The organism is Streptomyces sp. L2 (genome assembly GCF_004124325.1).
Lineage (GTDB): Bacteria > Actinomycetota > Actinomycetes > Streptomycetales > Streptomycetaceae > Streptomyces.
Genome location: NZ_QBDT01000001.1, coordinates 3,336,449 through 3,359,495 on the forward strand (window position 1 = coordinate 3,336,449; position 23,047 = coordinate 3,359,495).

Here is a 23,047-nt window from a genome sequence, read left to right on the forward strand (position 1 = left end):
GTGCTCACTCCCCAATGTAGGGGCGGGTGATGCGAGTGGGGAAGAGGTGCACCCATCACAGGCCTACTGTGACAAGCATGCTCGTTTGAGTACGTAGCGGGCCAGCGGCCGGTACGCAGCAGACGGCACCCCGTCATCAAGCGGAACGACGACGGCCACGCGCCCCTCGGCCTGCCCCACGAACGGCGCCGGATCGTCGGCGTCCGCCAGCCCGATCGCCTCGAACCCCAGCTGACCTGCACCGCAGAGCCACCCGTGATCGCCGATCACCAGCTCGGGCAACGGCCCCCCGCACCGGGCCGCCGCATCCAGCGCGACCCGAACCGGGAGCGGCGAGTGGCTGTGCACACCCGGCTCACAACCGGGGCGCTCGGAGACGGGTTCCCGCACCAACGCGACATCCCGTGCGTAGTCCACGGTGAGCGTGCGTAGATCGAACTGGGTCAATATGTCGATACGGCGACCCTGCGCGGGGGTGAGCACCTCACATCCCACCGCCGACAGCGCGTCCGCAAGGGCGGCGTAGAAACCGAGCAGCGGACCCGGGTGCCCGGTGCCGAGCAACACCGGCCCACGACGCCGGGCGACCTCCCCGACCCGCTCGGCGAACGCGTCCAGCGCGGCCAGCGTCAGCTCCGGGTCGATCACCTCCGAGCCGCTCGTCATCCGGGGATCGGCCGAAACCCCGCACCGCTCCGCCATCAGCCCGAGCAACTCCCGCTCGCCCCAGCCGCCTTCGGGATCGACCCCGATCAGCACCCGCGGGTCCCGCGCGGCGAACAGGCGGTACCGCCGAAGGCTCCCCTCCCGGCAGGTCCCGACCTCCCCGGCCAGCCGGGCGGCGAGCAGATGCGCCCGAAGCTCCTCGACGATCCCCACACGGAAGATGCTGACGGACAACACCGAAGGAATCCCGAGGAACACCGAAACACCGCACGGTCGGCCTAAACGGCCGGGCAGCGCGACAGCCAACCGAGCCACCAACCCGTCCGGTGCCTGCCCAGCCGCCCGCCCACCTCGCCGACGCCTCCCAGCGCCCCGAGCCCCAACCCGTCCGGTGCCTGCCCAGCCGCCCGCCCACCTCGCCGACGCCTCCCAGCGCCCCGAGCGTTAATCCGTCCGGTGCCTGCTCAGCCCTGGAGCACCGCCCCCCGCCCCCGACGCCTCCCAGCGCCCCGAGCCCCAACCCGTCCGGTGCCTGCTCAGCCCTGGAGCACCGCCCCCCGCCCCCCGACGCCTCCCAGCGCCCCGAGCGTCAATCCGTCCGGTGCCTGCTCAGCAAGCAGTTTCGGGCGGGTGGGCGGGAAAATTCATGGCAGAAGCCCCCGCAACGGAAACGCCGCCCGGCGAGAAGCCCGTACCGCCTGATCCAAGCGATCAGCGGGGTCGTACCCGGCGTCCCACGGCGCGTACGACACCGGCCACCGCCCGTCCGTCATCCGCTGCGGCCCCAGCTGCCGGGTCCGCGCGAACACCTCCCGCCGCCACTCCTCCGGAATCACCGTCTCCGGCGCGACCTCCCGCCCCGCGGCGATCCCCACCAGATGCGTCCAGGACCGCGGAACGACGTCCACCACCGCGTAGCCACCACCCCCCAGCGCCACCCACTTCCCGCCGGCGTACTCGTGCGCCAGCACGTGGCAGGCGACCTGCACCGCCCGCTGCGCGTCCAGCGACACCGCGAGGTGCGCCAGCGGATCCTCGAAGTGCGTGTCCGCCCCGTGCTGGGTCACCAGCACCTGCGGCCGGAACCCCGCCAGCAGCTCCGGCACCACCGCGTGGAACGCCCGCACCCACCCGGCGTCCCCCGTCCCCGCCGGCAGCGCCACGTTCACGGCGCAGCCCTCCCCCGCCCCGGCCCCGGTCTCCTCGGGCCACCCGGTCTGCGGGAACAACGTACGGGGATGCTCGTGCAGCGAGATCGTCAGCACCCGCGGGTCCTCCCAGAACGCCGCCTGCACCCCGTCCCCGTGGTGCACGTCGACGTCCACGTAGGCGACCCGCTCGGCGCCCAGCTCCAGCAGCCGCGCGATGGCCAGCGCCGCGTCGTTGTAGATGCAGAACCCCGACGCACCGCCCGGCATCGCGTGGTGCAGACCGCCCGCGAAGTTCACCGCGTGGTCGGCGTCCCCGCGCCACACCGCCTCCGCCGCGCCCACCGACTGCCCCGCGATCAGCGCGGACACCTCGTGCATCCCGGCGAACGCGGGATCGTCCGGCGTACCGAGCCCGTACGACCCGTCGGCCGCCGCCGGATCCGCCGAGGCGGCCTTCACCGCGTCGATGTAGTCCTCACGGTGGACCAGGCGCAGCGTCGACTCCCCGGCCGGCTTCGCCGCGACGACCCGCACCTCCCGGTCCAGCCCGAAGGCCGCCACCAGTTTCCGGGTCAGCTCCAGCCGGACCGGGTCCATCGGGTGGTCCGGACCGAAGTCATAGCCCGTTACTGCCTCGTCCCACATCAGCTGTGCGCGGCCGCTCATGCCCGCCACCGTATCGGTCCGGCCGGACCGCGAACGAACGGGCGTACACCAACGTCACCAGCACCAACACCATCGGCACGAGCATCGCCCCGCGGTAGCTCCAGGCGTCCCCGATCGCCCCCACCAACGGCGAACCGACCAGGAAACCGACGTAGTTGAAGATGTTCAGCCGGGCGATCGCCGCGTCCGAGTCCCCCGGGAACAGCCGCCCCGCCGCGGCGAACGTCTGCGGCACCAGCACACACAGCCCGAGCCCCAGCAGGGTGAACCCGAGCATGCCCACCCACGCCCCCGGCGCCGACGCCACCACCGCGAACCCCAGCGCCGCGACCAGCGCCCCGAGCCGTACGACCGCCACCGCACCGAACCGCCGTACCCCGAAGTCCCCGATGGCCCGCCCGACCAGCGTCGTCACCATGTACACGTTGTACGGCACCGTCGCGAGCTGCTCCGAGCTGCCCAGCACGTCCTTCAGGTACTTCGCGCTCCAGTTGGAGACGGTCGAGTCCCCGATGTACGCGAACGTCATCACCAGACACAGCGGCAGCAGCAGCTTGAACACCAGGCCGCCACCCCCGCCGGAGCCGGCCTCCTCCGCCGCGGGCGCCGCGCCCCCGTCGACGTACCACCGGCTCGCCACCAGCGTCGCCGGCACCAGCACCGCCACCACCGGCAGGTACGACACCCACAGCGCGAGGTGCCAGTGAGCCCCCGCCCAGGCCATCGAGGCACCCACGATCCCGCCCAGGCTGTACGCCGCGTGGAAGCTCAGCATGATGCTGCGCCCGTACTGCCGCTGCAGGCTCACTCCGAGCATGTTCATGGAGGCGTCCAGCGCACCCACGGCGAGCCCGAACACGGCCAGGGTGACCGCCACCTCCGCCATCCGCCCGCCGGCCCCCGCGCCGAGCAGCGCCAGCAGCACCACCGGCTGGGACCAGCGCAACAGCCGGCTGGGCCGGACCCGCTTCACCAGCTGCTCGGTGGTCACACTCCCGACCCCGGCGAGGATCGGCACGGCGGCCAGGAAGGCGGGGAGCAACGCGTCGGAGATGCCGTACCGGTCCTGGATGGCCGGGATGCGCGTCACGAGAAGGGCGAAGGTGACGCCCTGGGCGAAGAAGCTGAACGCCAGAGAGGCCCTACCGCGCCGCAGCACATCTGTCATGGCGGCGAGCGTAGGGCCCCAGGCTACCTGTGGGTAGATCCAGCCGAAGATGAGTTTTCCTCAGCTTCTCCCACCCTGCGGGTTCGTGCGTCACGCGGCGACGGTCACCGCGGCCTTCTCGGCCTCCGCCGCGGCCTCCACCTCGGCGGCCAGCATCTTCTCCATCGGCTCGACGGCCAGCCCGCCGCTGACCACGAAGGCCAGCGCCAGGGTGCCCACGGTGAGGACGGTGCCGAGCCAGACCATGGTGTCGATCGGGACGGTGTACGCGCCCACGACCCGCATCACGCACTCGGCGAGCAGCGCCACGCCCCAGACGAGGGAGAACGCCATCTCCTTGCGCCGGAAGGCCACGGAGCGGACGGAGGCCCCGGAGGTCAGCCGGTGCCAGGCGGCGGCCTTGGCCGGGTCGCCCTTCAGCACGAACGGCTTCATGCCCTCGGACATCATCGGGCGGCCGAGGACGACGGAGACCAGGATGCCGATGCCGACGGTGCTGCTGACCGCGCCGTCCTTGGCGAGCATCAGCCGCGGGTCGCCGGCGACGAAGCTCAGCAGGAGGGAGACGACGTTGACGAACAGGATCAGACCGGCCAGCGCGTTGGTCCGCCGCTCCTTGACCAGGCTCCACACGGTGCGGACGGCCGGCACGACGCTGCTCCAGGCGAGCGCCGCGAAGGTGCTCATCCCGAAGGCGTTCTTGAAGAGGTAGTACGAGCCGAGCGGGACGGCCACGTCCACGATCAGCGGCCGGAAGTTGTCCAGCACGCTCGGGGCCTGCTGCTCGTTCTGCTGCTCGCCCTGCTTCTCGGTCCGGCCGGTGGTCGCGGTGCCTGCGGTGTTCCCCGTGTTCTTCGTCATGCCCTCAGCTTCGCGGTCGGAGGGGGTCCGGCAGTAGAAACGATCGTCCGGAGGTCCGCATGACAAATGTCAGGCACGGGGTGGTGGCCGCGGTCATACGGGGGGTCATACGAGCAGGTCGGCCAACTCCCCCATGGTGGAAAAGAGTTGCGTGGCCCCGGCCCCGGCCCCGGCCCCGGTCCCGGTCCCGGTCCCGGACAGCCGGTCCGCCGGTGTCATGGCGGTGAACCCGTACACGTCCATCCCGGCCGCGACGGCCGCCTGGACGCCGAGCGGTGAGTCCTCCACGACGAGACACCGCTCGGGTGCGACGCCCATCCGGGCGGCCGCGTGCAGGAAGAGGTCGGGCGCCGGCTTGCCCCGTCCGACGTCCTGGGAGCTGAAAACCCGGTCCCGCGTGAACCACCGGTCGAGTCCGGTCGTCCGGTGGCCGACCCGGATCCTTTCATGGCTGCCGGAGGAGGCCACGCAGTACGGCACCCCGTCCGCCGCCAGCTTCTCCAGCACCCCGTCGACGCCGGCCATGGGCCGCAAGTCCCGCTCGAACGCGGCGAAGACGCGTGCGTGGAAGACGTCGTCGAAGTCGTCCGGCAGCCGCTGCCCTGTCCGCTCCAGGACCAGGTCGTGGACGCGGTGCATCGCGGCGCCCATGTAGTCCCGGATGGAGTCCTCGTACGACGTCGGGTGCCCCAGCTCGGTCAGATAGCCGGCCAGGAGCCGGTTGGAGATGGGCTCGCTGTCCACGAGGACACCGTCGTTGTCGAAGATGACGAGGTCATAGCGCATGGCACCAGCCTAAACGCAGAAAACCCCGCACCGTGAGGTGCGGGGTTTTCTCAAATTTTGTTCGGCGGTGTCCTACTCTCCCACAGGGTCCCCCCTGCAGTACCATCGGCGCTGTGAGGCTTAGCTTCCGGGTTCGGAATGTAACCGGGCGTTTCCCTCACGCTATGACCACCGAAACACTATGAAACTGTGAACGCCACACCACACCCTCGTGCGGGTATGGGGCTGTTCGTGGTTTCAGAACCAACACAGTGAACGCGAGCGTCTGAGGACAAGCCCTCGGCCTATTAGTACCAGTCAACTCCACACCTCACGGTGCTTCCATATCTGGCCTATCAACCCAGTCGTCTACTGGGAGCCTTACCCCATCAAGTGGGTGGGAGTCCTCATCTCGAAGCAGGCTTCCCGCTTAGATGCTTTCAGCGGTTATCCCTCCCGAACGTAGCCAACCAGCCATGCCCTTGGCAGAACAACTGGCACACCAGAGGTTCGTCCGTCCCGGTCCTCTCGTACTAGGGACAGCCCTTCTCAAGACTCCTACGCGCACAGCGGATAGGGACCGAACTGTCTCACGACGTTCTAAACCCAGCTCGCGTACCGCTTTAATGGGCGAACAGCCCAACCCTTGGGACCGACTCCAGCCCCAGGATGCGACGAGCCGACATCGAGGTGCCAAACCATCCCGTCGATATGGACTCTTGGGGAAGATCAGCCTGTTATCCCCGGGGTACCTTTTATCCGTTGAGCGACGGCGCTTCCACAAGCCACCGCCGGATCACTAGTCCCGACTTTCGTCCCTGCTCGACCCGTCGGTCTCACAGTCAAGCTCCCTTGTGCACTTACACTCAACACCTGATTGCCAACCAGGCTGAGGGAACCTTTGGGCGCCTCCGTTACCCTTTAGGAGGCAACCGCCCCAGTTAAACTACCCATCAGACACTGTCCCTGATCCGGATCACGGACCCAGGTTAGACATCCAGCACGACCAGACTGGTATTTCAACGACGACTCCACCCACACTGGCGTGTGAACTTCAAAGTCTCCCAGCTATCCTACACAAGCCGAACCGAACACCAATATCAAACTGTAGTAAAGGTCCCGGGGTCTTTCCGTCCTGCTGCGCGAAACGAGCATCTTTACTCGTAGTGCAATTTCACCGGGCCTATGGTTGAGACAGTCGAGAAGTCGTTACGCCATTCGTGCAGGTCGGAACTTACCCGACAAGGAATTTCGCTACCTTAGGATGGTTATAGTTACCACCGCCGTTTACTGGCGCTTAAGTTCTCAGCTTCGCCCACCCGAAAGTGAGCTAACCGGTCCCCTTAACGTTCCAGCACCGGGCAGGCGTCAGTCCGTATACATCGCCTTACGGCTTCGCACGGACCTGTGTTTTTAGTAAACAGTCGCTTCTCGCTGGTCTCTGCGGCCACCCCCAGCTCGGAGTGCAAGACTCGTCACCGGATGTGGCCCCCCTTCTCCCGAAGTTACGGGGGCATTTTGCCGAGTTCCTTAACCATAGTTCACCCGAACGCCTCGGTATTCTCTACCTGACCACCTGAGTCGGTTTAGGGTACGGGCCGCCATGAAACTCGCTAGAGGCTTTTCTCGACAGCATAGGATCATCCACTTCACCACAATCGGCTCGGCATCAGGTCTCAGACTTAATGATGTGCGGATTTGCCTACACACCGTCCTACACCCTTACCCCGGGACAACCACCGCCCGGGATGGACTACCTTCCTGCGTCACCCCATCACTCACCTACTAACCGCTTGGTTCAGCGGCTCCACCACTCCCCATCACTCCGAAGAGATCAAGGGCGGCTTCACGGCCTTAGCATCACGATGCTCGATGTTTGACGCTTCACAGCGGGTACCGGAATATCAACCGGTTATCCATCGACTACGCCTGTCGGCCTCGCCTTAGGTCCCGACTTACCCTGGGCAGATCAGCTTGACCCAGGAACCCTTAGTCAATCGGCGCAAACGTTTCTCACGTTTGTATCGCTACTCATGCCTGCATTCTCACTCGTCAACCGTCCACAACTACCTTCCGGTGCTGCTTCACCCGGCAGACGACGCTCCCCTACCCATCACAGCCGCCGTTGGGCGTATATGCTGCAATGACACGACTTCGGCGGTACGCTTGAGCCCCGCTACATTGTCGGCGCGGAATCACTAGACCAGTGAGCTATTACGCACTCTTTCAAGGGTGGCTGCTTCTAAGCCAACCTCCTGGTTGTCTCTGCGACTCCACATCCTTTCCCACTTAGCGTACGCTTAGGGGCCTTAGTCGATGCTCTGGGCTGTTTCCCTCTCGACCATGGAGCTTATCCCCCACAGTCTCACTGCCGCGCTCTCACTTACCGGCATTCGGAGTTTGGCTAAGGTCAGTAACCCGGTAGGGCCCATCGCCTATCCAGTGCTCTACCTCCGGCAAGAAACACACGACGCTGCACCTAAATGCATTTCGGGGAGAACCAGCTATCACGGAGTTTGATTGGCCTTTCACCCCTAACCACAGGTCATCCCCCAGGTTTTCAACCCTGGTGGGTTCGGTCCTCCACGAAGTCTTACCTCCGCTTCAACCTGCCCATGGCTAGATCACTCCGCTTCGGGTCTTGAGCGTGCTACTGAAGCGCCCTGTTCGGACTCGCTTTCGCTACGGCTTCCCCACCCGGGTTAACCTCGCAACACACCGCAAACTCGCAGGCTCATTCTTCAAAAGGCACGCAGTCACGAGAACAAGGCAAGCCTTGCTCCGACGCTCCCACGGCTTGTAGGCACACGGTTTCAGGTACTATTTCACTCCGCTCCCGCGGTACTTTTCACCATTCCCTCACGGTACTATCCGCTATCGGTCACCAGGGAATATTTAGGCTTAGCGGGTGGTCCCGCCAGATTCACACGGGATTTCTCGGGCCCCGTGCTACTTGGGTGTCTCTCAAACGAGCCGCTGACGTTTCGACTACGGGGGTCTTACCCTCTACGCCGGACCTTTCGCATGTCCTTCGCCTACATCAACGGTTTCTGACTCGTCCTGCCGCCGGCAGACGACAGAAGAGAGATCCCACAACCCCGCACGCGCAACCCCTGCCGGGTCTCACACGCATACGGTTTGGCCTCATCCGGTTTCGCTCGCCACTACTCCCGGAATCACGGTTGTTTTCTCTTCCTGAGGGTACTGAGATGTTTCACTTCCCCTCGTTCCCTCCACACTGCCTATGTGTTCAGCAGTGGGTGACAGCCCATGACGACTGCCGGGTTTCCCCATTCGGAAACCCCCGGATCAAAGCCTGGTTGACGACTCCCCGGGGACTATCGCGGCCTCCCACGTCCTTCATCGGTTCCTGGTGCCAAGGCATCCACCGTGCGCCCTTAAAAACTTGGCCACAGATGCTCGCGTCCACTGTGCAGTTCTCAAACAACGACCAGCCACCCGTCACCCCCGGATCACTCCGGAGTTCACTGGGGCCGGCAGCTGAAGGCAGCCGTATCGGCCGTACCTTCAGATACCCAACAGCGTGCCCGACACCCTCGCCCTCTCTCGTCCGCGTTCCACGCCGAAGCAGTACTTGCGAAACCAGAGCAGGCCGAGTGTGCCGAATAATCAACGTTCCACCCATGAGCAACCGTGCAAGACATTTGCTTGCAGTCGGCTATGTGCTCCTTAGAAAGGAGGTGATCCAGCCGCACCTTCCGGTACGGCTACCTTGTTACGACTTCGTCCCAATCGCCAGTCCCACCTTCGACAGCTCCCTCCCACAAGGGGTTGGGCCACCGGCTTCGGGTGTTACCGACTTTCGTGACGTGACGGGCGGTGTGTACAAGGCCCGGGAACGTATTCACCGCAGCAATGCTGATCTGCGATTACTAGCGACTCCGACTTCATGGGGTCGAGTTGCAGACCCCAATCCGAACTGAGACCGGCTTTTTGAGATTCGCTCCACCTCACGGTATCGCAGCTCATTGTACCGGCCATTGTAGCACGTGTGCAGCCCAAGACATAAGGGGCATGATGACTTGACGTCGTCCCCACCTTCCTCCGAGTTGACCCCGGCGGTCTCCTGTGAGTCCCCATCACCCCGAAGGGCATGCTGGCAACACAGAACAAGGGTTGCGCTCGTTGCGGGACTTAACCCAACATCTCACGACACGAGCTGACGACAGCCATGCACCACCTGTATACCGACCACAAGGGGGCACCCATCTCTGGATGTTTCCGGTATATGTCAAGCCTTGGTAAGGTTCTTCGCGTTGCGTCGAATTAAGCCACATGCTCCGCCGCTTGTGCGGGCCCCCGTCAATTCCTTTGAGTTTTAGCCTTGCGGCCGTACTCCCCAGGCGGGGAACTTAATGCGTTAGCTGCGGCACCGACGACGTGGAATGTCGCCAACACCTAGTTCCCACCGTTTACGGCGTGGACTACCAGGGTATCTAATCCTGTTCGCTCCCCACGCTTTCGCTCCTCAGCGTCAGTAATGGCCCAGAGATCCGCCTTCGCCACCGGTGTTCCTCCTGATATCTGCGCATTTCACCGCTACACCAGGAATTCCGATCTCCCCTACCACACTCTAGCTAGCCCGTATCGACTGCAGACCCGAGGTTAAGCCTCGGGCTTTCACAATCGACGTGACAAGCCGCCTACGAGCTCTTTACGCCCAATAATTCCGGACAACGCTTGCGCCCTACGTATTACCGCGGCTGCTGGCACGTAGTTAGCCGGCGCTTCTTCTGCAGGTACCGTCACTTTCGCTTCTTCCCTGCTGAAAGAGGTTTACAACCCGAAGGCCGTCATCCCTCACGCGGCGTCGCTGCATCAGGCTTTCGCCCATTGTGCAATATTCCCCACTGCTGCCTCCCGTAGGAGTCTGGGCCGTGTCTCAGTCCCAGTGTGGCCGGTCGCCCTCTCAGGCCGGCTACCCGTCGTCGCCTTGGTGAGCCACTACCTCACCAACAAGCTGATAGGCCGCGGGCTCATCCTTCACCGCCGGAGCTTTCCAAGTTCGAAGATGCCTCCGAACCTCGTATCCGGTATTAGACCCCGTTTCCAGGGCTTGTCCCAGAGTGAAGGGCAGATTGCCCACGTGTTACTCACCCGTTCGCCACTAATCCCCTCCCGAAGGAGGTTCATCGTTCGACTTGCATGTGTTAAGCACGCCGCCAGCGTTCGTCCTGAGCCAGGATCAAACTCTCCGTGAATGTTTACTCGGCCAGAAAATTAATTCAGCCGGTGAGCACCACGAGAGCGGAACAGTCGGAGGAATGATCCGACCGTTCACAGCGTCCTCGCTGTGTATTTCAAAGGAACCTCGTCCCGGTCGTGATGACCGGAGACGGGGTATCAACATATCTGGCGTTGATTTTTGGCACGCTGTTGAGTTCTCAAGGAACGGTCGCTTCCTTTGTACTCACCCGAGAGACTCTCTCGTGGCTTTCCTCCGGGCGCTTCCCTTCGGTCTTGCGTTTCCGACTCTATCAGATCCTTTCGGCGTCTGATTCCCAGTCAGCGGGAGTTGTCTTCTCGGCCGTTGGGCCGTTCCGACGAGTGAGACTTTAGCGGATTCCTTGCTCCCGAGCTAATCGGGGGCCTGCGCCCTTTCGAACGCGGATTCCTCATTTCGCACATACGCGCGCCAAAGAAACGGCGACGGATCGCCGAGTTGTGGCTGGTACCTGCGGAATGGCTGTTCGGGGACCGACCGGAGTCGGCTCTCACGTCGAACAACTCGAAGAACCTTACGGATCAGCCCGGGGTGTGTCAACTCGTGGCCGGACACGCTCCGGCGGCGTACGGTGGGGGCCATGACTACGCGTACGTGCACCCAACTGTGGTGGGCCGCCTGACGGCGGCCGTACTCACGTATGCACCCAACGGCCGCCGCTTCGGCGGCCGTTCTCGTTTCTCCCTCCAGGACCCCGGGAGCCGGCCGTCGGGACGGCGGTCCCGACCAGGAGAAGGAGACAGAGATGACGCGGGTCTTCAGCGGTGTGAAGCCGACCGGGCATCTGACCCTCGGGAACTACCTCGGGGCCATGCGGCGCTGGGCCGAGGTGGACCAGCACGGCTCGGACGCCCTGTTCTGCATCGTCGATCTGCACGCGCTGACCGTGGACCACGATCCGGCGCGGGTGCGCAGGCTGAGCCGGCAGGGGGCCACGCTGCTGCTGGCGTCGGGGCTCGATCCGCGGTTGTGCACGGTGTTCCTGCAGAGCCATGTCGACGAGCACACGAGACTGTCGTACCTGCTGGAGTGCGTGGCGACCGACGGCGAGATGCGGCGGATGATCCAGTACAAGGAGAAGGCCGGGCGGGAGCGGGAGCGGGGTGGCAGCGTGCGGCTGTCGCTGCTGACGTATCCCGTCCTGATGGCGGCGGACATCCTCGCGTACGGAGCGGACGAGGTGCCGGTGGGCGACGACCAGACGCAGCACGTGGAGCTGGCGCGCGATCTGGCGGTCCGGTTCAACCACCGGTACGGGCACACGTTCGTGGTGCCGAAGGCGACGCCTCCGCAGGTGGCCGCGCGGGTGATGAACCTCCAGGCCCCTGCGTCGAAGATGGGGAAGTCGGAGGACGCGGGCCCGGGGATCGTCTATCTGCTGGACGAGCCGGAGGTGGTGCGGAGGAAGGTCATGCGGGCCGTGACCGACAGCGGCAGCGAGGTGGAGTACGACAGGGAGGGGCGGCCCGGCGTCGCGAATCTACTGGAGATTCTCGCAGCGTGCACAGGCGGGAACCCTGAGTCACTGTCGTCCGTTTACCACTCGTACGGCGCTTTGAAGAAGGACACCGCGGACGCGGTGGTGGAGGTTCTCCGGCCCGTGCAGGCCAGGCACAGGGAGCTGTGCGCGGATCCGGCGTATGTGGAGGGGGTGCTGCGTGAGGGTGCGGAGAAGGCTCGGGCGATGGCCCGGCCGATCGTCGATACGGCGTACCGGGCGATCGGGTTGCTCCCCGCTCATACGGACGCTCACCCGGAGAAGCCGGCCGTGCTGAACGCGGCCCGGTAGGCGCGCGGGCTGGTGGCGAGGCGCGCGAAGTGCTGACGCATCTTGACTGCTCCCCTGTGCAAGAAGATTTCTGGCTCAGGCTGCCTCCTGGAGCGGCGCTCCAGGAGGTCTTGCGCCCTCGACACCAGCCGGGGCCAGACCAGCCCGGACGAGCATCACGCGGGCAGAGTTCTTGTCCCTTGGGGACACGGCTCCGCATGCGGTGCAGGTGTATGTGCGTTCTGACAGCGGCAGTGCGTGCTTGGCTCTCGCTCCGCACCGGGCGCAGTCCATTGTGGTGTGCGCGGGATGCACAAGGCGCACATCCCGTCCATGCTTACGACCCATCTCGATCAGGGCTGCCTTGGTGGCACCGATCGCAGCGTCCGCAGCCTTGCGGCCCATGCCGGTCCGGGCGAGGAACTTCGGGTGAAAGTCCTCCACTGCGATCGCATCATGGTCGCGCACGACTTTCTTGGCCCATTTACGGGCAGTGTCCTGCCGCTTCCTCGCGGCCTTCGCGTAAGTCTTGGCCCGCAGCCTCTTGGCCTCGCGGTAACCCTTCGACGCCGCCTTTCCCCTGGCGGGTTTACGGCGGGCCATCATCCTGTCGTACCGAGACACCTTCGTATGCGCCGTCTCCCCATGCCCGGCATAGGGAAGGTCGTGAGCATCACTGGTAGTGGTCGCGGTCTCGCGAACGCCCCAGTCCACGCCGATCACGGCACCCGTTTTCGGGAGCGGCTGAGCTTGGCCGCGAACGACGAAGGACGCGTACCAGTGGCCGAGACTGTCTCGGTACACGCGCACGCTGGACGGCGTGGCGGGCAGATCCCGAGACCACACCACACACAGCACGATTCCACCCGCCAGGTGCAGCCGACCATGCTTGAAACGGAAGCCACGTCGCGTGTAGTTCAGCGTCGGGTCGGACTCGCGCTTCTTCTTGTGGCGCGGCATTCCAGCCCGGCGCTGCGCTGGCACTTGCTCCCTGGTGTCCTTCAGTGCCCTCGCGCGAGACGTGCCGAAGTCCCGGACAGTCTGCTGCTGCGGCACCGAGGAACCTGCAGCGAGCCATGGCGTCGCGGCCCGGGCCGCGGTCAGCATCCTGTCCAGCGTCGCCGGACCGCACTTGTGTCCCTCGCGGAAAGCCTTCTTCGACCGAGCAACGCATTCGTTCCAAACCCACCGGCAGCGATCCCACTCCGCTAGTAGCAGGCCGCGAGCGGTCGACGACACACGAAGCCGGAAGGTGTACCTGGCGCAACAGGCTCCACCCGCTTCCGCCACTGTGGTCGTCATGCCATCAATCTAGGCACCGGTCTCGCTTCGCTCTTCGAATAGTGCGCCTGTCACCCGAACGAGCGAACGAGACGATCGCCTCCGCGGTCGGGACGGGGGCAGACCAGGGGGATGAGGGCCATCGCCATCACCTCAACGTGCGGTTCAGTCCTTCTTGCCGGTGGCGAGTTCGCGGCTGCGGTCGCGGGCCGCTTCCAGGGCGGCGATGAGGGCGGCGCGGACGCCGTGGTTCTCGAGTTCGCGGATCGCGTTGATGGTCGTACCGGCCGGGGAGGTGACGTTCTCGCGGAGTTTGACGGGGTGTTCGCCACTGTCGCGGAGCATGACGGCTGCGCCGATGGCGGACTGGACGATGAGGTCGTGGGCCTTGTCGCGGGGCAGGCCGAGCAGGATGCCGGCGTCGGTCATGGCCTCGACCAAGTAGAAGAAGTAGGCGGGGCCGGAGCCGGAGAGGGCGGTGCAGGCGTCCTGCTGGGATTCGGGGACGCGGAGGGTCTTGCCGACGGCGCCGAAGATGTCCTCGGCGGTGGTGAGATGGTCGGCGGTGGCGTGGGTGCCGGCGGAGATGACGGACATGGCCTCGTCGACGAGGGCGGGCGTGTTCGTCATGACGCGGACGACCGGGGTGCCCTCGACCAGGCGCTCCTCGAAGAAGGAGGTGGGGATGCCGGCCGCGCCGCTGATGATCAGGCGGTCGGCGGGGATGTGCGGGGCGAGTTCGTCCAGGAGGGTGCCCATGTCCTGGGGCTTGACCGTGAGGATCAGGGTGTCGGCGGTCTTGGCGGCCTCGGCGTTGGTGACCGGGGCGACTCCGTAGCGGGTGCGGAGTTCTTCGGCGCGTTCGGGGCGGCGGGCGGTGACCAGGAGGTCCGCGGGGGCCCAGCCGGCCCGGATCATTCCGCTGAGCAGGGCTTCGCCGATCTTGCCGGTGCCGAGGACTGCGACTTTCTGGCTCATGGGGTTCAGTCTGGCACCGCGGCGAAGGGCTGTGAGCGGATTGTCCGGTGGGCGGACGCCGGGGGCGCCTGCGGTGGGCTCAGGCGGTTCGGCGTCGCAGGGTCGCGGCGCCCAGGCCGAGGACGAGCAGTGCGCAGCCGGCGACGATCAGGACGTCGCGCACGAAGGTGGCGGTCATGTCGGTGTGGCGCATGACCTCGTTCATCCCGTCGACGGCGTACGACATCGGCAGGACGTCGGAGAGGGCCTCCAGGACGGGGTGCATCTGGTCGCGGGGTGTGAAGAGGCCGCAGAGGAGGAGCTGGGGGAAGATCACGGCCGGCATGAACTGGACCGCCTGGAACTCGGAGGCGGCGAAGGCGGAGACGAAGAGGCCGAGGGCGGTGCCGAGCAGGGCGTCGAGGAGGGCGACGAGCAGCAGGAGCCAGGGTGAGCCGGTGACGTCCAGGCCGAGGAACCAGACGGCGAGGCCGGTGGCGAGGGCGGACTGGATGATCGCGAGGGTGCCGAAGGCGAGGGCGTAGCCGGCGATGAGGTCGGCTTTGCCGAGCGGCATGGCGAGGAGGCGTTCGAGGGTGCCCGAGGTGCGTTCGCGCAGGGTGGCGATGGAGGTGACGAGGAACATCGTGATCAGCGGGAAGATGCCGAGCAGGGAGGCGCCGATGTTGTCGAAGGTGTGCGGGCTGGCGTCGAAGACGTAGCGGAGCAGGACGAGCATCACGCAGGGGACGAGGACCATCAGCGCGACGGTGCGCGGGTCGTGGCGGAGCTGGCGCAGGACGCGGGCGGCCGTGGCGGTGGTCCGGGAGGCGTTGAAGGCGCTGGGGGGTGCGGTGGGGCCGGTGGTCGCGGCGTGGGGCGCGCTGGTGGTCATCGGGTGCTCTCCTTGCTGCGGGCGCGGCTGTCGGCGGTGGCCTCGTCGACGAGGTGGAGGAAGGCGGCCTCGACCGTGTCGGTGCCGGTGCGGGTGCGCAGGGCGTCGGGGGTGCCGTCGGCGAGGATCTCGCCCTCGCGCATGAGGAGGAGGCGGTGGCAGCGCTCGGCCTCGTCCATGACGTGGGAGGAGACGAGGAGGGTGGCGCCCCGGTCGGCGGCGAGGTGGTGGAAGAGGCTCCACAGGTCGCGGCGGAGGACGGGGTCCAGGCCGACGGTGGGTTCGTCGAGGACGAGGAGTTCGGGGGCGCCGAGGAGGGCGACGGCGAGGGAGACGCGGCCGCGCTGGCCGCCGGAGAGGTGGCCGGCGAGGACGTCGGCGTGGCTGGTGAGGTCGACGTCGGCGATGGCGCGGGTGACGTGTTCGTGGCGGCGTTCGGCGGCCGCGCGGCCGGGGTCGAGGATCGCCGCGAAGTACTCCAGGTTCTGCCGGACGGTGAGGTCGCCGTAGACGGAGGGTGCCTGGGTGACGTAGCCGAGGCGGCTGCGCAGGGCGGGGTGGCCGGCCGGGTGGCCGAGGACGTCGAGGGTGCCGGTGACCTTGGCCTGGGTGCCGACGATGGAGCGCATGAGGGTCGACTTGCCGCAGCCGGAGGGGCCGAGCAGTCCGGTGATCTGTCCGCGGGGGACGGTGAAGCCGAGGTGGTGCAGGACGGTGCGGGGGCCTCGGGCGACGGTGAGGTCGTGGGCGCGGACGGCGTGGGGGGCGGACGACTCGGACGCGCGTGACTCGGGCGCGGGTGGCTCCGGGGCGGGTGGCTCGGTGGCCGGGCCCGTCGAGTAATTCATCATGTGATGAATAATGTGTCTCGGGCCGCGGTCACGTCAAGGGGCGCGGCGGCCGGCTGGGTGAGCCGGCCGCCGCGCGGACCCTTGATCTGGTGGGCGGTGGCGTCAGGGGGTGAGGGTGACGGCGACCAGGAGGAGGACGTCGTACGTCTCCTCGACGATGCCGTCGGGGAAGACGTTCAGCAGGTGGGCGCGCTCCTCGTCGAGAAAGGCGGTCCGGCGGTGCTCGGGCAGGACGAGGAACGCCGAGTGGCTGCCGATGTTGGCGAGGTGGGTGTCGATGGGCACGCGACGGCTCCAGCGGACCTCGCGCCGGGTGAAGCGGAGGCGTCCGCTGGGGTCGGCGAGGTCGGTGTGCCGGGCCGCCTTCTGTTTCTCGGCGACGAGGTCGATGCCGAGGAAGCGGCCGGTGCGGCCGGCGGCCTCGGCGATCCACTCGACGTCGAGGGCCTCCGTGTTCCACCACAGCGCGAGCGCACCCCCGGGACGCAGCACGCGCAGCGCCTCCGGCACCGAGCGCGCCGGGTCGGTCCAGTGCCAGGCCTGGGCGTAGGTGAGGAAGTCGGCCCGTGCGTCGGCGACGGGGAGCGCGTTGCCGTTGCCCCGGACGACCGGGATGCCGGGGTGCCTGCGGCGGAACTCGGCGGTCATGCCCGCCCCGGGTTCGACGGCGAGCACGTCGGCGCCCCGGGCGTGCAGCAGGGCGGTCGCGATACCGGTACCGGCGCCGACGTCCACGACGCGGGCGCCGGACAGGGGACGCCCGGCCAGTTCCTCGACTGCGTCGAGCAGGGCGGGCGGGTAGGAGGGGCGGTTCTCGGCGTACTGGGCGGCGGCCGCGTTGAAGGAGTGGGCCCGGGTGCTGGTCGTCATGGGGCCATGGTGTCGAGCGGGGCGGGCGCGGCGACAGGGGGCGACCGGCGAGCCGGTACGGGCGGCGCGCCGACCTGGTGTGTCGGCTATTTGCGGCGTTTCTTCTTCGGGTTGCCGGTGCGGCGGGCGGTGCGGCGTTCGTGTTCGGCGCGGGCCGTGTCGTACTCCTCGCGGTACAGCCGTTCGCCGGGTGCCTCGGTGAGGGAGCGGAAGAAGTAGGCGAGCAGGGAGCCGACGAAGCCGATCGCGAGCAGGCCGCGCAGGGACGCCTGGCGGGCCGGGTCGTGCCGCTTGCCGAAGCCCTCCCAGGTGTTGCGGAAGGCGAGGGCGCTGCAGATCGCGAACATGGCGATGATGAGCACGGTCACGAAGGTGCCGGTGTCGGCGATCTGGATGCCCTGGTAGGCGAAGCGCAGGACCAGGCAGGAGACGGCCGCCGCGACGAGCGAGCCGACGGCGACTCCGGCGCGGCGGGCGCCGTAGCCCTGGTCGTGCTCGACCCAGGACGTGCCGAAGAAACGCAGGGGCTCGGGCCGCGGCCCGCCGGGGGCGGCGCCTGTCGAGCCCGCGGGGGTGTCCGGGGTGCCGGGTTCGTCGCTCACGGGACGATTATGGCGCCGCCGGGGCGCGGGCTCGGGGGCAGGGTCGCCCGCGACGGTCGGCCGCGCCGGTCGGCCCCCGCCAGTCGGCCCCCGCCGTCGGTCCACGCCGGTCGGCCCCCGCCGTCGGCCCCCGCCGTCGGCCCGCGCCGTCGGTTCGCGCCGTCGGCCCCCGCCGGTCGGCCCCCGCCGTCGGTCCACGCCGGTCGGCCCCCGCCGTCGGCCCGCGCCGTCGGTTCGCGCCGTCGGTCCACGCCGGTCGGCCCCCGCCGGTCGGCCCCCGCCGTCGGTCCACGCCGGTCGGCCCCCGCCGGTCGGCCCCCGCCGGTCGGCCCCCGCCGTCGGTCCAGGCCGGTCGGCCCCCGCCGTCGGTTCGCGCCGTCAGCCGCAGCGGTCTGCCACGTAGCCGTCGCTGCCGGTGAGGATGTAGGCGTCCGAGACGTACTCGCCGCTGCCGATGTTGTCCCAGATGTTCGAGGTGCCGTACGGGCCGGTGACCGTCGTGCCCGGGGACTGGCAGTAGATGCGGATCTTGGCGCCCTCGGCGAGGACGCGGACGATGCCGTAGCCGGTGCCGGGGCCGCTGCGGACGTTGAGGCGGACGCCCGGGGCGACGGAGTAGGAGTGCACGGTGGCGGACCGCGCCGTCAGCGTGCGTTCCTCGTCGGTGCCTCCGGCCTCGGTGACCTGTTCGACTGCCATGACGTCCTCCCCCGGTCCGGCCCCGTGTCCCTCACTGGGCCGCGCTGATCCGTTGATCCGTTCCGTTGCTTCGCGCATCCGTTGCTTCGCGGATCCGCTCGTTCGCGCCATAAGACACATGTGCGCGACTCGCACGCGAACGCTAGCAAGCCGCCTCTGTCTCGTACGAGTCATCGACTAGGCTCCGTGCGTCGCGCGCGCGGTCGAACAGCACGGGGGTGGTCGGGGGTGGTCCCAGTGACGCCACAGCACGGGCCCGGGGCGGGCGCGGAAGCGGAACGTCCCGAATACGCCGGTCACTACCGGCTGGAGTCCTGTCTGGGTTCCGGCGGGATGGGTGTGGTGCACCTGGCGCGCAGTACGTCGGGACTGAAGCTCGCGGTGAAGGTCGTGCACGCCGAGTTCGCCAAGGACCCCGAGTTCAGGGGGCGTTTCCGGCAGGAGGTGGCGGCCGCCCGGCGGGTGAGCGGCGCCTTCACCGCGCCGGTGGTGGACGCCGATCCGGAGGGTGAACGGCCCTGGATGGCCACGTTGTTCATCCCCGGCCCGACCCTGTCGGAGCAGGTGAAGCGGAACGGACCCATGGAGCCGGGCCAGTTGCGCCGGCTGATGGCCGGGCTCGCGGAGGCGCTGCGGGACATCCACCGGGTCGGGGTCGTGCACCGGGATCTCAAGCCCAGCAACGTGCTGCTCGCCGAGGACGGACCGAAGGTCATCGACTTCGGCATCTCGCTCCCCAAGGACAGCGAACTGCGCACCGAGACCGGGAAGTTGATCGGCACGCCGCCCTTCATGGCGCCCGAGCAGTTCCGGCGGCCGCGGGAGGTGGGGCCCGCCGCGGACATCTTCGCGCTCGGTTCGGTGATGGTGCACGCGGCGACGGGGCGGGGGCCGTTCGACTCCGACAGCCCGTACATCGTCGCCTACCAGGTGGTGCACGACGAGCCCGATCTGACCGGTGTGCCGGAGAACCTGGCGCCGCTGGTGCTGCGTTGCCTGGCCAAGGAGCCGGAGGAGCGGCCGACCCCGGACGAGCTGATGCGGGACCTGCGGTCGGTGGCGGCGTCGTACGACACGCAGGCGTTCATACCGGCGCAGCGGAGCGGGGAGGTCGCGGACGCCGGGGAGGCCGGAGAGGCCGGGGCAGAGTGTGTGGCCGAGCCGGGGGCCGCGTCGGTGCCCGTACAGGTGCCGGGGTCGGTATCGGTGCCGGCGGTGGGGCGGGTGCGGCGGCGCCGGCGGCGGATGGCTCTGGTCGCGGGCGGCATCGGGCTGGCCGTGGCCGGGGCGGGTGTGTCGGCGTTGCTGCTCGGCGGTGGCGGGGCCGGGCCGAGGGAGGCCGCGCCCCGTACGGCGTCCACGGCGTTCGATGCCTGGCGGGCCAAGCCGGCCGGCGCGGGCGAGGGCACGCCGCAGTGTGCGTACGGGGCGGGGAAGCTGGTGTGCGGCCGCTCCCGCGCGGTGTACGCGCTCGATCCGGCCGACGGCCGTCTGCTGTGGCGGCATGCCGTCACCGGGGCGCGGTGGAGCGGGCCGCCGGTCGTGTCGGGCGGGCTGGTGCAGGTCGTGAGCGGGAACGGACGGCACGTGGCCGGGCTCGATCCCGCGTCGGGCCGTACCCGCTGGGAGCGGGACCTGTCGGCGTACGCCGGTCTCGGCTACACCGCGCACATGCTGCTGCTCACGCACGCCGACGGCACGCTCACCGGGGTGGACAGCGCGTCCGGCGCCGCGAAGTGGCAGCGGCGGCTGCCCGGCTCCGGTGTGGCACGCGTCGACTCGTTCGCCGGGGACGGCCTGGTCTACGCGACGACGACGTCCGACGACGGTGGCAGCAGCCACGTCACGGCGGTGGACCCCGCCTCGGGGGCAGTGCGCTGGGAGGCACGGCTGCGAGGGAGCCTGCGGCCGGTCGGCGCCGACGGGGGTGCCGTGTTCTTCCTGGCCGCCGATCCGGTGTACGGCGACACGGACGCCGTTCTGCGGTACGAGCCGGGAAAGCGGGCGTCCCGGCGCGTGAAGCTTCCGGCGCCGCGTGCGGACGCGCGGGCGGTGGTGCGGGGCGGGGTGGTGTACGTGCTGGGTGCGGAGGGGGCGCTGGACGCGGTCGACGTGGGCGCCGGGCGGCGGGTGTGGCACCTGGAGACCGCGGTGAGCCGGGGTTCGGCGCCGGTGGTCGACGGGCGGTACGTGTATCTGGCGGCGGCGGACGGGCGGGTGATCGCGGTGGGCGTCCGTGAGGGGAGGTTCGCCGGCCAGACGCGGGCGCATGTCGGCGGGGCCTCGGACCGGGTGGCGGCGGCGTTGCCCTCACCGGTGGTCGCCGGTTCCCATGTGTTCGCCGGGGTGGCGGACGGGACGGTGTTCGGGGTGGACGCGGAGCCGTCGGACTGGTGAGGGGGCCTGCCGGCCGGGGGCGCGTTTTCCACTGACGGCGCGTTGTGGCTTGTCGCGCCCGCGCGGCGGAGCCGCATATCGAACAGTGTCCCGCGCCCCTTTGGGGCGCGTTGCCGCACTGTCGGCGTCGAGGCGCCCGTGCGGTAGCTGGTCGCGCCCACGTGGCGGAGCCGTACAGCCGCGTCGGCCTTTGGGGCGCGTGTGTCTGGGCCTAGGTCAAAGGGCCGCCCCGGTGTCGGGGCGGCCCTGGAAGCGGGGGTGGTCAGCCCAGCCTGGTGACGTCTCGGACTGCGCCCTTGTCGGCGCTGGTTGCCATGGCGGCGTAGGCGCGGAGGGCCGCGGAGACCTTGCGGGTGCGGTTCTTGGGGGCGTAGGTGCCGTTGAGGGACTGTTCGCGACGGGCCAGTTCGGCGTCGTCGACGAGGAGTTCGATGGTGCGGTTGGGGATGTCGATGCGGATGCGGTCGCCGTCCTGGACGAGGGCGATCGTGCCGCCGGAGGCCGCCTCGGGGGAGGCGTGGCCGATGGAGAGGCCGGAGGTGCCGCCGGAGAAGCGGCCGTCGGTGATCAGGGCGCAGGTCTTGCCCAGGCCGCGGCCCTTCAGGTACGAGGTCGGGTAGAGCATCTCCTGCATGCCGGGGCCGCCCTTGGGGCCCTCGTAGCGGATGACGACGACGTCGCCGTCCGTGACCTCCTGAGTGAGGATCCGCTGGACGGCCTCCTCCTGCGACTCGCAGACCACGGCCGGGCCCTCGAAGGTCCAGATGGACTCGTCGACACCGGCGGTCTTCACCACGCAGCCGTCGACGGCGAGGTTGCCCTTGAGGACGGCCAGGCCGCCGTCCTTGGAGTAGGCGTGCTCGGCGGAGCGGATGCAGCCGCCCTCGGCGTCGTCGTCCAGGGCCTCCCAGCGCTCGGACTGGGAGAACGCCTCGGCGGAGCGGACGCAGCCGGGGGCCGCGTGCCAGAGTTCGACCGCCTCGGGGGACGGGGAGCCGCCGCGGACGTCCCAGGTCTTCAGCCAGTCGGCGAGGGACGGGCTGTGCACGGCGTGCACGTCCTCGTTGAGCAGGCCCGCACGGTGCAGTTCGCCGAGGAGGGCGGGGATGCCGCCGGCGCGGTGCACGTCCTCCATGTAGTACGTGCGGTTCTTCGCGACGTTGGGCGCGACCTTCGCCAGGCAGGGGACGCGGCGGGAGACCGCGTCGATCTGCTCCAGGCCGAAGGGGACGCCCCCCTCCTGCGCGGCGGCCAGCAGGTGCAGGATCGTGTTGGTGGAGCCGCCCATCGCGATGTCCAGGGCCATGGCGTTCTCGAAGGCCTGGAAGGTGGCGACGTTCAGGGGGAGGACGGACTCGTCGTCCTGCTCGTAGTAGCGGCGGGTGATGTCCATGACCGTGCGGGCGGCGTCGACGTAGAGCTGCTTGCGCGCGGTGTGGGTGGCGAGGACCGAGCCGTTGCCGGGCAGGGAGAGGCCGATGGCCTCGGTGAGGCAGTTCATCGAGTTGGCGGTGAACATGCCGGAACAGCTGCCGCAGGTCGGGCAGGCGTTCTCCTCGATACGGAGGATGTCCTCGTCGGAGATCTTGTCGTTGACGGCGTCGGAGATCGCGTCGACCAGGTCGAGCGTGCGGACCGTGCCGTCGACGAGGGTGGCGCGGCCGGACTCCATCGGGCCGCCGGAGACGAACACCGTGGGGATGTTGAGGCGGAGCGCCGCCAGCAGCATGCCCGGGGTGATCTTGTCGCAGTTGGAGATGCAGACCAGGGCGTCTGCGCAGTGGGCCTCCACCATGTACTCAACCGAGTCCGCGATCAGGTCGCGGGAGGGCAGGCTGTACAGCATGCCGCCGTGGCCCATCGCGATGCCGTCGTCCACGGCGATCGTGTTGAACTCGCGCGGGATGCCGCCGGCCTCGGTGATCGCCTCGCTGACGATCCGGCCGACGGGCTGCAGGTGGGTGTGGCCCGGCACGAACTCGGTGAAGGAGTTGGCGACCGCGATGATCGGCTTCCGGCCGATGTCCGCACCGGGTACACCGGAGGCGCGCATAAGGGCGCGGGCGCCCGCCATGTTGCGGCCGTGGGTGACTGTGCGGGACCTCAGCTCGGGCATCGTCGCTCGCTCCTTCACTGTCCTTCTGGGAGTTCTGACTCCCTACGAGACTACGCCGCCGCTCCAACTGCTGGACACGCTTGTCCGGA

Annotated in this window: 15 protein-coding genes, 3 rRNA genes and 1 pseudogene; 2 read left to right on the forward strand and 17 right to left on the reverse strand. The window is 68.3% G+C overall.

The window, feature by feature from the left end:
- Nucleotides 1-63: 63 nt before the first annotated feature.
- From DBP14_RS14420 to DBP14_RS14455, 8 genes are all read right to left on the reverse strand, one after another.
- Nucleotides 64-879: a phosphatase gene (locus DBP14_RS14420; protein ID WP_129311858.1), complete on the reverse strand. Its 816-nt coding sequence runs from the start codon at nucleotides 877-879 to the stop codon at nucleotides 64-66.
- Nucleotides 880-1,310: 431 nt separating this feature from the next.
- Nucleotides 1,311-2,483 (reverse strand): acetoin utilization protein AcuC, encoded by a 1,173-nt coding sequence (locus tag DBP14_RS14425; protein WP_129307619.1) that lies wholly within the window; start codon nucleotides 2,481-2,483, stop codon nucleotides 1,311-1,313.
- On the reverse strand, nucleotides 2,434-3,651 hold the full coding sequence (locus DBP14_RS14430; RefSeq protein ID WP_129307620.1) for an MFS transporter: 1,218 nt from the start codon (nucleotides 3,649-3,651) through the stop codon (nucleotides 2,434-2,436). Before DBP14_RS14430 ends, DBP14_RS14425 begins: the two co-directional genes overlap by 50 nt.
- 90 nt (nucleotides 3,652-3,741) lie before the next feature.
- Entirely contained in the window at nucleotides 3,742-4,512 is a 771-nt protein-coding gene (locus DBP14_RS14435; protein WP_241740911.1) for a VC0807 family protein, read from the reverse strand.
- A 105-nt stretch (nucleotides 4,513-4,617) separates the two neighbouring features.
- Complete coding sequence (locus DBP14_RS14440; RefSeq protein ID WP_129307621.1) at nucleotides 4,618-5,298, reverse strand: HAD family hydrolase; 681 nt, start codon at nucleotides 5,296-5,298, stop codon at nucleotides 4,618-4,620.
- A 59-nt stretch (nucleotides 5,299-5,357) separates the two neighbouring features.
- Nucleotides 5,358-5,474: ribosomal RNA gene (rrf, locus tag DBP14_RS14445) — 5S ribosomal RNA — on the reverse strand.
- A gap of 91 nt (nucleotides 5,475-5,565) precedes the next feature.
- Nucleotides 5,566-8,689, reverse strand: a 23S ribosomal RNA gene (locus tag DBP14_RS14450).
- A 282-nt stretch (nucleotides 8,690-8,971) separates the two neighbouring features.
- A 16S ribosomal RNA gene (locus DBP14_RS14455) occupies nucleotides 8,972-10,499 on the reverse strand.
- Together the 16S, 23S and 5S rRNA genes form the textbook arrangement of a ribosomal RNA operon.
- 768 nt (nucleotides 10,500-11,267) lie before the next feature.
- Here DBP14_RS14455 and trpS point away from each other — a divergent pair.
- Entirely contained in the window at nucleotides 11,268-12,311 is a 1,044-nt protein-coding gene (gene trpS / locus DBP14_RS14465) for a tryptophan--tRNA ligase (RefSeq protein WP_129307622.1), read from the forward strand.
- Here the strand turns inward: trpS and DBP14_RS36855 are convergent.
- From DBP14_RS36855 to DBP14_RS14505, 8 genes and pseudogenes are all read right to left on the reverse strand, one after another.
- Nucleotides 12,272-12,358: pseudogene (locus DBP14_RS36855) on the reverse strand (AraC family transcriptional regulator); the annotation flags it as partial. The gene trpS and the pseudogene DBP14_RS36855 overlap by 40 nt on opposite strands.
- 28 nt (nucleotides 12,359-12,386) lie before the next feature.
- A complete protein-coding gene (locus tag DBP14_RS14475) occupies nucleotides 12,387-13,592 on the reverse strand; it encodes an RNA-guided endonuclease TnpB family protein (RefSeq protein ID WP_129307623.1) in 1,206 nt (401 codons plus the stop codon).
- 144 nt (nucleotides 13,593-13,736) lie between these two features.
- A complete protein-coding gene (proC, locus tag DBP14_RS14480) occupies nucleotides 13,737-14,549 on the reverse strand; it encodes a pyrroline-5-carboxylate reductase (RefSeq protein WP_129307624.1) in 813 nt (270 codons plus the stop codon).
- A 79-nt stretch (nucleotides 14,550-14,628) separates the two neighbouring features.
- Nucleotides 14,629-15,423, reverse strand: a complete 795-nt coding sequence (locus tag DBP14_RS14485; RefSeq protein WP_129307625.1) for an ABC transporter permease — start codon at nucleotides 15,421-15,423, stop codon at nucleotides 14,629-14,631.
- Nucleotides 15,420-16,274, reverse strand: a complete 855-nt coding sequence (locus tag DBP14_RS14490) for an ABC transporter ATP-binding protein (protein ID WP_129307626.1) — start codon at nucleotides 16,272-16,274, stop codon at nucleotides 15,420-15,422. Before DBP14_RS14490 ends, DBP14_RS14485 begins: the two co-directional genes overlap by 4 nt.
- 102 nt (nucleotides 16,275-16,376) lie before the next feature.
- Nucleotides 16,377-17,144, reverse strand: a complete 768-nt coding sequence (locus DBP14_RS14495) for a class I SAM-dependent methyltransferase (protein ID WP_129307627.1) — start codon at nucleotides 17,142-17,144, stop codon at nucleotides 16,377-16,379.
- A gap of 86 nt (nucleotides 17,145-17,230) precedes the next feature.
- A complete protein-coding gene (locus DBP14_RS14500; RefSeq protein ID WP_129307628.1) occupies nucleotides 17,231-17,746 on the reverse strand; it encodes an EamA/RhaT family transporter in 516 nt (171 codons plus the stop codon).
- 378 nt (nucleotides 17,747-18,124) lie between these two features.
- Nucleotides 18,125-18,445, reverse strand: a complete 321-nt coding sequence (locus DBP14_RS14505; RefSeq protein WP_129307629.1) for an SH3 domain-containing protein — start codon at nucleotides 18,443-18,445, stop codon at nucleotides 18,125-18,127.
- Between the two features lie 237 nt (nucleotides 18,446-18,682).
- Between DBP14_RS14505 and DBP14_RS14510 the strand changes: the two genes are divergently transcribed.
- A complete protein-coding gene (locus DBP14_RS14510; RefSeq protein WP_129307630.1) occupies nucleotides 18,683-20,842 on the forward strand; it encodes a serine/threonine-protein kinase in 2,160 nt (719 codons plus the stop codon).
- A gap of 262 nt (nucleotides 20,843-21,104) precedes the next feature.
- On the opposite strand, the gene ilvD is transcribed toward DBP14_RS14510, so the two are convergent.
- Nucleotides 21,105-22,958, reverse strand: coding sequence for a dihydroxy-acid dehydratase (gene ilvD / locus DBP14_RS14515; protein ID WP_129307631.1), 1,854 nt, complete (start codon nucleotides 22,956-22,958; stop codon nucleotides 21,105-21,107).
- Between the last annotated feature and the right edge of the window lie 89 nt (nucleotides 22,959-23,047).